At 69.0% G+C, this 12022-nt stretch carries 10 protein-coding genes; all 10 read right to left on the bottom strand.

Translation table 11 applies throughout. The annotated features are described in order from the left end of the window. Positions 1 to 105: 105 nt before the first annotated feature. On the bottom strand, positions 106 to 2424 hold the full coding sequence (locus tag OL599_RS08365) for a molybdopterin guanine dinucleotide-containing S/N-oxide reductase (protein ID WP_264713238.1): 2319 nt from the start codon (positions 2422 to 2424) through the stop codon (positions 106 to 108). Between the two features lie 70 nt (positions 2425 to 2494). After that, complete coding sequence (locus tag OL599_RS08360) at positions 2495 to 4204, bottom strand: hypothetical protein (protein ID WP_264713237.1); 1710 nt, start codon at positions 4202 to 4204, stop codon at positions 2495 to 2497. 9 nt (positions 4205 to 4213) lie between these two features. Further along, the gene (locus OL599_RS08355; protein ID WP_264713236.1) at positions 4214 to 4693 is read right to left on the bottom strand and encodes a hypothetical protein; all 480 of its coding nucleotides are present in this window, start codon (positions 4691 to 4693) and stop codon (positions 4214 to 4216) included. Between the two features lie 35 nt (positions 4694 to 4728). Beyond that, positions 4729 to 5916, bottom strand: a complete 1188-nt coding sequence (locus tag OL599_RS08350) for a CHAT domain-containing protein (RefSeq protein WP_264713235.1) — start codon at positions 5914 to 5916, stop codon at positions 4729 to 4731. Between the two features lie 75 nt (positions 5917 to 5991). Next, positions 5992 to 6648, bottom strand: coding sequence for an amino acid ABC transporter permease (locus OL599_RS08345; RefSeq protein WP_264713234.1), 657 nt, complete (start codon positions 6646 to 6648; stop codon positions 5992 to 5994). A gap of 6 nt (positions 6649 to 6654) precedes the next feature. Further along, positions 6655 to 7317, bottom strand: coding sequence for an amino acid ABC transporter permease (locus tag OL599_RS08340; RefSeq protein ID WP_264713233.1), 663 nt, complete (start codon positions 7315 to 7317; stop codon positions 6655 to 6657). 46 nt (positions 7318 to 7363) lie between these two features. Continuing rightward, complete coding sequence (locus OL599_RS08335; protein WP_264713232.1) at positions 7364 to 8179, bottom strand: transporter substrate-binding domain-containing protein; 816 nt, start codon at positions 8177 to 8179, stop codon at positions 7364 to 7366. Between the two features lie 119 nt (positions 8180 to 8298). Further along, positions 8299 to 9258 carry a ribose-phosphate diphosphokinase gene (locus tag OL599_RS08330; protein WP_264713231.1) on the bottom strand — a complete coding sequence of 320 codons (960 nt, stop codon included), beginning with the start codon at positions 9256 to 9258 and terminating at the stop codon, positions 8299 to 8301. Positions 9259 to 9267: 9 nt separating this feature from the next. Then, on the bottom strand, positions 9268 to 10671 hold the full coding sequence (locus OL599_RS08325; RefSeq protein ID WP_264713230.1) for a phosphotransferase: 1404 nt from the start codon (positions 10669 to 10671) through the stop codon (positions 9268 to 9270). Then, complete coding sequence (locus OL599_RS08320; protein ID WP_264713229.1) at positions 10668 to 12014, bottom strand: nicotinate phosphoribosyltransferase; 1347 nt, start codon at positions 12012 to 12014, stop codon at positions 10668 to 10670. Before OL599_RS08320 ends, OL599_RS08325 begins: the two co-directional genes overlap by 4 nt. Between the last annotated feature and the right edge of the window lie 8 nt (positions 12015 to 12022).

The raw sequence follows: 12022 nt of genomic DNA, 5'->3' as shown, positions 1-12022 counted from the left end.
GGCCTTTGGAAACCCAATCCCTTTCTTGGCTGCGTCAGCAGCCAAGAGAGTAGCGGATTGTCAAGGCTCTGCCTTGACTGGGGTCGAGGGGCAAAGCCCCTCGCCTTACTCCGCCGCCATTCTTGCCACAGGCGGATCGAAAGCCTGTATCGGCGGCAGGTTGCCTTCGAAGCGCTCGACCTGAACCACCGTCAACTGTCCCGTGCAGCCCTGCGCGAGGCTGGACGTTCCGACATCGCGCGTCAGCACGTTCGGGTTCCCGTGCACGCAAAGCGGCTTGTCCTCCGCCGGGTCTTGCGGATCGTACCAGGCGCCGGTCGGAAGCTGCACCACGCCCTGGCGCACATCCTCGGTCAGCCGCACCGCGGCGAGGCAGGCGCCGCGGGCGTTGAACAGGCGGATCACGTCGCCGTCCGCAACGCCGCGCGCCGCCGCATCCACGGGATGCATCCGCGCCACTTCGCGCCCGCGCAGCTTGCTGTCCATGCTGTGGCCGCCGAAGTCGAGCTGGCTGTGCAGCCGCGTCGCCGGCTGGTTGGCGACGAGCCGCAACGGGTGCGCGGCATCCGGCGCGTCCGCCGGCGCCAGCCAGGTCGGGTGGCCGGGGCAGTCGGCGTAGCCGAAGCCGGCGATGGTGGCGGAGAAGATCTCGACCTTCCCGCTGGGCGTCGGCAACGGGTTGGCCACAGGGTCGGCGCGGAAGGCGCGCAGGACACCGCCGTCGTCGGGCAGCTGCGGCAGGGAGAGCTCGCCCTTCGCCCAGAATTCCTCGAAATCCGGCGCCGGCAGGCCCATGGCCGCCAGGGCGGTCTGCGTGTGGCTGTAGAGGTGGCGCAGCCAGTCCCGCGCGCTGCGCCCTTCGGTGAACGCCTCCGCCGTGCCCAGGCGCTCGGCCAGGGCAGCGAAGATCGTGTAATCGTCCCGCGCCTCGCCGAACGGCTCCGCCACCCTGTGCATGGCGACCATCAGCGGGTCGTTGGGGCCACCGCCGATGTCCTCGCGCTCCAGCGTCATCGTGCAGGGCAGGACGATGTCGGCGTGCTTCGCCGTCGCCGTCCAGCCGAGCTCGTGCACCACCAGCGTGTCCACCCGCGCGAACGCCTCCCGCAGCCGGTTGAGGTCCTGATGGTGGTGGAACGGATTGCCGCCGGCCCAGTAGACCAGCCGGATATCGGGATAGGCGAGCGTCTGCCCATTATACGCGAACGCCGCGCCGGGGTTCAGCAGCATGTCGGAAATGCGGGCGACGGGAATGAACGCCTGCACCCGGTTGCGGCCCTGCGGCAGCGACGCGCAACTGACCGCATTGGTCCGCTTGCCGTAATGCGCGAGCGCGCCGAGCGCGTAGTTGTAGCCGCCGCCCGGCAGGCCGAGCTGCCCCAATGCGGCGGCCAGCACCGCCGCCATCCACACCGGCTGCTCGCCATGCTCGGCGCGCTGCAGCGAATGCGCCGTCACCACCAGCGTGCGCTTGCCGACCAGGCGCCGGGCGAGGGCCGCGATCTGCTCCGCCGGGACGCCGGTGATGCCGGCGGCCCAGGCCGCATCCTTCGCGACGCCATCAGCGCGGCCCATGAGGTAGTCCTCGAATACCGGCCAGCCTTCGCAGCAGTCTTCGAGGAAGCCGCGGTCATGCAACCCCTCGCTGACCAGCGTGTGCACCAAACCCAGCATCAGCGCCGTGTCGGTGCCGGGGATCGCGGACACCCATTCGGCCCCCGCCTCCTCCGGCAGGTCGGCCCGCAGCGGACCCACCAGGATAAATTCGCAGCCGCGCTCCCGCGCCGCCTGCATGGACGCGCGCTCGACATGCCGGCTGACGCCGCCGCTGGCGACCATGGTGTTCTTCAGCGCCATGCCGCCGAAGGCGAGCACGACCTCGCTATGCGCGACCACCTGCTCCCAGGTCACGTTGCGCCGGGACATGGCCTCGAACGGCCCGAGGATATGCGGCAGGATCACCGCCGAGGCGCCGGCGCTGTAGCTGTTGACCGAGCGCACGTAGCCGCCGAGCGAGGTGTTGAGGAAGCGGTGCACCTGGCTCTGGGCGTGATGGAAACGCCCGGCGCTGGACCAGCCATAGGAGCCGCCGAACACCGCGCCCGCGCCGTGCGCCTCCTTCACCCGCTTGAGCTCGGCGGCCAGCAGGTCGAGCACCTCGTCCCAGCCCACGGGCACGAAGCTGTCGCGGCCACGGTTGCGGTCCGGCCCGGGCCCGCCCTCCAGCCAGCCGCGGCGCACCATGGGCCGGGCGATCCGCGCCTTGTGGCGCAGCGCATCGGGGAAGTTCTGCAGCACCAGGTTCGGGTCCGGATCGGCGGGATGCGGCTTCACCACCAGCTTGCCGTCCTGCCACCCCGCGGAGAACGCGCCCCAATGGGCGCTGTGCGGATGGAACGCCGTATCGCCTGGAAAATCTGCCATGCCGTCGCCTTTGATCTCGTATCGGTTGTCGTCTTTGCCCAGACTTCCATTCAATCCGGCGAAGGGCAAGCTACGGCGGACTGGCATGACGGCCCAGCGCCCGCGCCAGCGCTGCGGTGGCGGCCCAGGGCTCCAGCCGCTTGCGGGCGTAGTCGGGATCGAGCCGCTGCATCTCGCCGTGCAGCGTCGCCAGTTCCTGGCTCAGTTCCTTGTACTGCGCACGCCCGGCATCGGGGTCCATGCGACGGCGACGTGCCGCGTCGTCGCCCTCCTGCAGCATCTCCTCCAGCTGCATGCCGTAGCGGCGGTAGTGCATCGGCAGCATGGGATACAGCATCAGGAAATAGGCGCCGCGGAGATAACCCAGCAGCTCCTGCTCCTTCTCCAGCAACGGCTTCATCCCGCTTGCGTTGCTGTCGGACAGGTCAGGCGGAACGATCTTCAGCCAATACGCCAGTGCGCTCGAGCGCATCTTCTCGACGACGAGCGCGGCCTCATGCAGGTGTCCGGCGTTCCCGCCGGCCGCGGCGAAGTGCGTCTCGATGAAATGGAACAACCCCAGATTCGCGCGCGCATGCATTTGCGGCCATTCCGGGTGCAGGTTGCCGTTCTCGCGGATACTGGTCGCGAGCTCCGTCAGGCGCCGCCAGACCGCCGTCTCCTCCTTGCTGCCATGCGGCGCCTTGAGCAGCCCGAACTGTTTGGCCAGAAAATAGGCGAGGCCATGCCAGCGCAGATACACGGTCCAGTCGATCATGCCGGGGAACATTTCGTTGATCAGCGCATGGGCCGTGAGATACGCGTCCACCTGCCCGCGGCCGAGCGTGCCGCGGAACCAGGCGATCAGCGTGTTCGCGTAGACTTCGCTCGGAACCTGCTCGCCGAGCTCGTCCAGCAGCATCTGCCCGTAGCGGAGATTGATCCGGCCGAACAGGCTGGCATGGTCGCGGATGTTGAAGGGCGGCCGGTCCTTCATCGCGAGCCAGACGTACTGCACCAGCGGATCGTGCGGGATGCACGCCAGCGACTGCTCGACGATCCGGCGGAACAGGCGCGGCGACGGGACGGTGGCGGCGCCCGGACGGAAGACGCGGCTCTCCGGCACCATGCCCAGCGACCACAGGATGGCCCCGGTCTCGGCCCGGAAGTCCGGCGCCCCCGGCTGGCAGGCGGCGCGCAGATCGTCGGCGAGGCCGCTTATGTCGGCGTCGTAGCGCCGCTCGATCCGGCCCATCAGCGCCCGGTATTCCACCATCGCGGCCTGCAGCCGCTCGTCCCAGTGCGCGTATTTGGCGGCCATCAGCGTGTCGTAGCTGACATCGACCAGCTTGCGGGCGGCTTCCAGCGCGCCGATGCGCAGGCACGCGTGCGCGCAGACATGGGGAATGCGCACCCAGCCCGGGTGCGGCATGCCGCCCTCCTGGTCCAGCAGCCCGTCGCCGAGCGCGCTGGCCCAGCCGAGCATGGCAACAAGCGACAGCGCGAACGCCGCGCCCGGCGCACGCTTCAGCGCTTCCTCGGCGACATCGCTTGCCGCCAGATAGGCGGGATATGGAATCTTCCTGGCCTCGGCGCTGTCGAGACGGTTCAGCGGCGTCGCCGTCGCCAGTGCATCGCGCGCAACCTCGCCGAGGAGCGGCTGCAAGGGCCGCAACCGCGCATCCGCCGCCAGGGCGACGAGCGCGTCGGCCCAGGATTGGAACTCCGGGTGCCCACGCATGGCCGCGACCATGCTGCTGGTGCTCAGCAGCTGCGTGGCGATCGCGTGCAGGACCGTCATGGTCCGCGCTCAACCCAGCTTGAGCAGGCCGAGGAGGAAGCTCTTGGCGACCTCCCCCGGCGGATGGAACGCCACCTCCCCCTTGCCCGCCCCCCAGGAAATCTTCTTGAGTTTGAGTGCGAGAATCACGAGCGCGCCGGCCAGCAGCAGCGTCTCGGTCACCGCCATCTTGCGTTCGCGCATGTCGTAGGCCGCGGCGACGCGGTCCGCCAGTTCGGGGATCGCGCGAATCTCCCCCAGCAGTTGCACGCAGAGCTGCGAGGACAGCTCTTCGTCCTCGAGCAGTTGCTGGATCCGTTGCGCATCGATCGTGCGGTCCTGCCCCTGGACCAGCGGCAGGATCTCGCGCGCCGCGGCGCGCGGCGAGATGTGCAGCAAATCCTCTCCTGCCACGTCCGGATCGGCCTCCACAAGCGCCTGCGCCGCCAGCGCGACCAGCGTGCGCAACTCGTCGTCGGAATAGTCCGGGTATTTCGCCCAGATGGACATTGCTTTCTCCCTGTTTTCGCGAGATGCCAACCGCGTCAAAGCCAATCGCCGAACAGGGTGATCGCGCCCCACTCGTACGGATCCTGCTGCAGATCGCTGTCCAGCACAGTCCGCAGCGCCTGGCGCCATGCGATCGCCTTGGGTTGCCGCCGGGTCAGCCAGTTGTCGAGGAAGACCGGGCTCCAGCGCCGCAGGAACGCGATATCCACCTCCCACAGATTGGCCAGCGTCGAGGCCGCCCCGATCTTCAGCCACTGATAGGCCATGCTGTTGAAGTCGTCGCCGGACTCCACCTGGCCCGCGCCGGTGGAGCAGCCGAACAGGGCCACCAGTTGCGCGTCCGTCAGGCAATCGACCTTCAACTCGCCGACCGTCATCAACTCGCCGTCGCGGCTGGGTGCGATCGCGCTGGGCAGGTAGGTGAAGGGCAGGTCGCGGAAGTCGAAATACCGGCCGCGATGCAGGAAGATCGGCCGGACGGTGATGCCCATGGCGTCGCGGTCCAGCAGCAGGCCGCTGTTGTCGGAAATGTCATCGTCGTAGTGGCCGTGGCAGACGATGCACAGCGCCTCCCACGGTTCGGCGCGATTGAGGCGGTTCTTGATCATGGCGCGGGTGGCGTCCGGAAACGTCACGGGTTCGGCGAAGCCGCGCGCGAATTCCTCGGCCACGTGCCGGTACTCCGCGGTCATGCCGCCCAGGATGTCGGCGCCGATGCCCAGGCACCGCCGCGGCGCCTGCGGTGCGCCGGTCGCGCCGCCGCCGTCCAGCGCGAATGCCCATTCCGCCAGGTTGGATCGGCGGGCGATGTTGCGGTCGACGCAGCGCGTGAACAGGGTGGCGCTGGAACAGTACGTGACGCCGCGCGCCGTCCCCAGATACTGCCCCTCCTCCTCGATCCAGATCGTGTGGAACGGCAGGCCGTGCAGCACGTAGTGCGGCAGGATCACCAGCACGTCGAAGCGCCCGAGCGCCGCGGCCGGCGGCAGCAGCGTCCTGCCCCATTCCCGGGAGAATGCGCGGAACTCCGCCGGCGCCCCGGCCGCCGAGAACGAACCGCGCTCGATCTTCTCCATGAACCGGTCGATGCGCGGGAACACGTCGTCCCACGCCGCCAGCACGAATGTCTGCGTGCGGCCGTCCTGGTCGATCAGCAGGGCGTGAACGTGCTCGGCGCCGACATAGTACTGCAGGGCGCCAACCCGGATCTCGGCGACACGCATTCGAACTCCCCGGCGGACGGAGGGATCACCCGGCATTTAACCCGATCACGGCGCCCGGAGTCGACTTCGCCGCGCTCAATGCGCGAAGCGGAAGCGCCGCTCCAGCGCGAGCGCGCCGCTGGAGATGGTGAAGTTGATGACGAAATAGATCCCGGACAGCAGCAGGAACACGGTCAGGCTGTCGCCCACCGTCTCGCGCACCAGCAGTCCCGCCCGCGTCAATTCGACCAGGCCGACGATCGAGGCGAACGAGGAATCCTTCAGCACCGCGACATACACGCCGATCGTCGGCGGGATCAGCACCCGGATCGCCTGCGGGCCGATGATGGTGCGCAAGGCGGGCCAGAACCGCAGGCCCAAGGCCCGCGCCGCATCCCATTGCCCGCGATCGACGCTGCGGAACGCCGCGCGCACCACCTCCGATATGAAGGCGGAGGCTTCGAGCACCATGGCGATCACGGAAGCCTGGAACGGCGAGAGCGTCACGCCCGTCGTATACGAAAGGCCGTAGAAGGCGCCGAAGAACAGCAGCAAAGGTGGGATGGAGCGGAAGGACTCGGTGAACACGAGACAGGCCAGCCGCACCGGATGCGGGCCGTAGGTGCGGCCCAGGCCGATGACCATGCCGAGGACGAAGCCGAGGACCAACGCGATGAAGCTGAGCTCGACGGTCAGCACCAGGCCGTTGACGAAAACCCGCCAGTAGTCCCAAACGCTGCCCGTGGCGAACATTTCTCTTCAGTACGCCCCTCGCCGGCTGCGCCGGTCGAGTGCCGCCATTGCCGCGGCGACGCCCTGGCACAGCCCGATATAGATGACCGCGGCAACGAGGAAGGACTCCATGTAGCGGAATGCCTCCGACCCCGTCGCAAGCATCCAGTCGCTGAGATCCGCCACCCCGATCACGGCGGCGATGGACGAGCCGATGAGCACGCCGATGCAGTGATTGGCGAATGGCGGCAGGATCACCCGCACGACCTGGGGCAGCACGACGAACAGCTCGATATGCGCTGGGCGCAGGCCGAGCGAACGGGCGGCCTCGCGCTGCCCGGTCGGGACGGCCGAATAGCCGGCGCGGATGATCTCCGAGCCATAGGCGGCGGCATTGGTCGTCAACGCCAGGATCGTCGCCCAGAAATTGGACAGATGCAGCCCGCTCTGCGCCAGGCCGAAATAGTAGACATACAGCAGCACCAGCAACGGGATGTTGCGGAACAGCTCGACATAGGCGCGCGCAAGCAGGGCAGCGACGCGGCTGCCCGACATCCGCGCCTTGGCGATCGGAAGCGCCAGCAGCGTGCTCGCGCCCAGCGCGATCAGCGTGATCTCAAGCGTGACCAGGATCGAGGACGGCAATTGGCCGAAATAGCCCAGGATCGCGTGCAGGTTGAACTGGTACAATACGGCCCACCCCGCTGCGCGATCCCGCCGGCGACAGTCCGCCCCGTCAGAGCGGCGGCATGTCGTAGCCGAAATACTTCCTGAACAGCCGCGCATCCTCGCCGGAGCCGATCAGCTGGCGCACGAAGGTATCGACGATGCGCAGCCAGTCCCCGTCGCCCGCCGGCAGGCCGATGCTGATCTCCTCATAGGACCAGTTGCCCGGCAGGTTGCGGAAACCGGCGCCTTCCTGCGACAGGAACGCCGCGTCCTGCAGGCTATCGAGGATCTGTGCGTCCACCTGGCCGGACTTGAGCGCCAGGAACGCATCGGTGACCGTGTTGACCTTGACCACCGTGGCGTTCGGCGTGACCCTGGCGGCGATGTCCTCGGCAGTGCCGCCGCGCGGCAGGCCGATCTTTATGTTCGCTTTGTTCGCCTGCTCCACGTTCTGCAGCGGCGAGTCCTTCTTCACCATGTAGTTGCTGCCGACGATGAGGTACGGCCGGGTGAAGGCGATCGCGGTGGAACGCTCGAGGGTCGCGGTGAAGTTCGCGATCGACACATCCGCCTTGCCCGTCTGCAATGCCGTGATGCGGCCAGGCGAGTCGACCACGATCCACTCCGGCTTGACCTTCAGCGCTGCGGCGAGCTGCTGGCCGATCTCGATGTCGTAGCCTTCGGGTGTGCCGTCGGGTTTGACGGAGCTATAGGGAGGATTGCCTGCGACGGTTGCCATCCGGATGGTGCCGCGCTTCTGGATATCGGCCAGGATCCTGCTCTGCTGGGTCTGGGCGCCGGCGGGCGACGGCGCCAGCCCGGCCCCGGCGGCCGCGGCCGCCAGCGCCATGCATCCAGTGATCACCGTTCGGCGATGGGTCATCAGACGACTCCTTGTGTTGCGAAGTCTCCGATCGGCTGGGCGCGCCTGCGGACAAACCATGTCAGACATTGCATTCCCGGCGCAAGCGTATCGTTGCAGCCGGTGCGGCGCCTGGTCGCTCAGCCGGCGTCGTGGCAGGCAGCAATCGTCCGGGCAATCATGTCGCTTGTGTCGACCACTTCAAGCTGGTGCGCCGCCGCCTCCGCGGGAACGCGAAACGGCGGCACCGTGTCGGTCACCACGATGCCGTCGAGTCCCGCCGCGAACAGCTCCGGGGCGCCGTCGATGAACAATCCATGCGCCGCGGCGGCGAATACGCGTGTCGCACCCGCTGCCCGGCATGCCTTGGCCGCGCGGACCAGCGTGCCGCCGGTGCTGATCAGGTCATCCACGATCACCGCCACCTTGCCCCGCACGTCACCGGCCAGTAGCTCGCCGCTCACCACGCCGCTGCTGCGGAATTTCTCCATGTAGGCACTGCCGACCTCCCGCGCGGTCAGTTGCCCGAGCGCCTGGCGGAACTGCTCGGCCCGCTTGGCGCCGCCGGCATCGGGCGAGACGGCTACGACCTGCGCCGGCCCGAGCAGCGGCGCGAAATGCCGCGCCAGCAGCGGCGCGCTCTCGATATGCCGGGTCGGACAGCGGAACGCGTTCTCGAAGGCGGCGACATTGTGAACTTCCATGACGATCACCCGGTCGATCCGCGCCGCTTCGAACATCGCCGCCACATAGCGGGTGATGATCGGATCGTTCGGCTTGGTCCGCCGGTCCTTGCGCGCGTAGCACAGATACGGGACGACGGCGGTCACATGCTCCGCACCCGAATCCTTCAGTGAGCCGCAGAAGAACAACAGGCGGCAGAGCTTGTCGTTGCCGCTCTGCTGGTCGTCGCCGTGCAGAGAGTGCAGCACGAATGCGTGGTGGCCGCGCACATCGTGCAGGGCGCGCGCCTTGTGCTCGCCATCCTCGAATTCGCGCTCCTCGTGCGCGGCGAGCGGAATCTCCAGCCGGCGGGCGACGCGTTCGGCAAGTTCGCGGCTGCCTTGCAGGCCGAAGAACGAGAGGGGACTGCGATCCATCTGTCTCTCCTACGAAGGCCACTCCAGGGCGGCGAACAAGGGTGCCGCGCGCGTGGCAGCGGCGAGGGCGCCGCGGCTTGCGTCCAGCACGTGCCATCGCGCCTGATCCAGGCGGGCTGGCGGCGTGGTGCACCAGAATCCGATCGACGCCGCCGCCAGGCGCGCCATGGCGGCGGCGGCCGCGCACCGCTCGCCATGCTCACGCAATTCACCTTCGACGAGCACCGAGCACCCCGCGGCCAGGACGGCGGCGGCCGCGTCCCACACCGCGTCGCCATCGCCGGCCAGGTGCAGCAACCGCGCCCCAGGCGCCGGCCGCGGCAGCGCCGCCAGCAGCGGCGCCAGTTCCGCCCGCGCGGCTGCGTCGCCTCCGAGCACCGCAAGCACCGGCCGCCGCGGCGCCAGGAAATCGAGGCCGGCATCGATATGCCGCCGCGCTAGGGCAAGCACCGCCGCCGCCCGATCCGCACTGGCCTGCCGCCTTGCGCTGCCCGCCAGGGCATAACTCCGCGTCGCCGCCCGCAGCGCCAGGAACAGTGGCAAGGCGCGCAACCCCTCTGTCTCCGGGGCGATGTCCGCATAGGCGTTGAACACGGCATTGCCGAGATCGCCGCGCCCGCGCAGCTCAAGGTCCATCAGCAGGAACGCAAGGTCGTGCAGCACGTCGATGCAGCCGATCTCGTCGCTGAACTCGATGCAGTCGAACAGCGTGGGGCGTCCGGCATGCAGGCAGATATTGGCGAGTCGCAGATCGCCATGGCAGCGGCGCACTTTCCCCTCTGCTCGCCGCCGCTCCAGCAGGTCCGCCAGGGTGTCGAGCCTGGCCGCCGAGTGGCTTCCCAGCGCGCCGACCGCGGCCCCGTCCAGCACCTCGGCGACGCGCGCCAACTCGCGTTCGTTTTCCGCGATCACCCGGCGGACGGCATCGCGGCCGCCGAAGCCGGGCGTGACCTGTGCGGCCAGGTGGAACCGCGCCACCTCCCTGCCGAGCGCCTCCATCAACACGCGCGTCAGCCGGCCGCCGTCGAGCATGTGGTCGAACAGGTCCGCCTGCTCGAAGCGCTGCATCACGACGACATGATCGAGCGCGGGACCGGCGCCGTCGAAAACCAGGTCGCCGCCGGTGCCGCGCGTGATCGATCGCACGCCGAGATACAGCGCGGGCGCGGTGCGCCGGTTCAGCACCAGTTCCGCCGCACACGCGGCCGCGCGCAATTCGCGCGTGGTGTAATCGAGCGAGGCATAGCGGATCGCCCGCTTCAGCTTGTAGGCCCGGTCGCCGACCAGGAACACGATCGAGCAATGCGTCTCGATCCGCTGCACGCCGGCATGCCCAGGCCCGTAGCTCGCCGCGCGCGACAGAAAGGCGATGACCTCCCCCTGCTCCTCGGCGGCGAGGGCGCGCGGTGTCACGGCACGGAGTCCGGCTGCGCCGCCAGGTCCATCCGGGCCACGAGGTCGCGAATTCCCTGGCTGATCGCCACCGGAACCGCGCCCGGCCCGAGCCGGCGCAAGACATCAGGCAAGCGCGTCAGCGCGGTTGCGGCACAAGCCCGGGCCTGCTCCAGCGTCGGCAGGCCGGCCACCCGCCTGCCGGCCCGCATGGCCGGCTGCAGCAGCGCCTCGCCATCCATCAGCTCGCCCGCGAGGGCGATGACATCGCCGGCGATCGTCCCGTCCGCAGCGTAGCGCCGGTAGACCTGCTTGCGGCCCGGCCAGGTGGCCTTGCCCTCGCTCTTCTTGCGCCGCGGACGCCCGGCATATTCCTGCAGCTTGTACGCGCAGTCGAGCGCCGGCGCGTCGGCCGACGTGGTCAGGCTGGTGCCGACGCCGAAGCCGTCGATCGGCGCGCCGTCAATGACCAGGCGTTGCAGGACGCCCTCGTCGAGCCCGCCGCTGGCGAAGATGCGGATGCCGTTCTGGCCCGCCGCGTCCAGGATGGCGCGGACACGCCGTGCGTGCGCGGCAAGGTCGCCGCTGTCCAGCCGCACCGCCGTTACGTGAATGCCCTCGGCCGCGAGGCGCGGCGCCAGCCGGGCCACGATCGCCGCGGCGCGCTCGGTGTCGTAGGTGTCGATCAGCAGCGTCAGCGCCTTGGGGCGCACCCGGGCGAAGCGTTCGAACGCCGTCGCTTCGTCGTCATGGGCCTGGATGAAGGAATGCGCCATCGTGCCGCTGACGGGAATGCCGAAATCGCGATGCGCGAGCACGGTCGCCGTGGCGGAAAACCCCGCAAGATAGCTGGCCCGCGCGGCAAGCAGCCCCGCCTCCGCGCCATGCGCCCGGCGCAGCCCGAAATCCACCAGCTGGCGGCCGGGTGCCGCCAGCACCATCCGCGCCGCCTTGGAGGCGATCACGGTCTGGAAATGCATGAGGTTGATCAGTCGCGTCTCGATCAGCTGCGCCTCCGGCAGCGGTGCGGTGACGCGCAGGATCGGCTCGTCGCCGAAGAACACCGTTCCCTCCGGCATCGCGTCGACATCGCCGGTGAAGCGCAGCGCCGCGAGGCCGTCGAGGAAGCCGGGCGAGAACATTCCGGACGCGCGCAGCCAGCCGATCTCCTCGTCCATGAACCGCATGGTCTCGAGGAAGCCGACGAGCTGCTCCAGCCCCGCGGCCATCAGGAAGCCGCGCGTGGGCGGCAACTTGCGGACAAACAGTTCGAAGCTCGCCGTCCCGGCCATGCCGTGCGCGGCATAGGCTTCGAGCATGGCAAGCTCATAGAGGTCGGTCAGCAACAGACTCTGCTCAAGCATCGGGACCA

This window comes from Limobrevibacterium gyesilva (assembly GCF_025989185.1).
Classification (GTDB): Bacteria; Pseudomonadota; Alphaproteobacteria; order Acetobacterales; family Acetobacteraceae; genus Limobrevibacterium; species Limobrevibacterium gyesilva.
The sequence above is the reverse complement of the archived record's forward strand: the minus strand, read 5'-3'. Positions and strand labels throughout refer to the sequence as shown.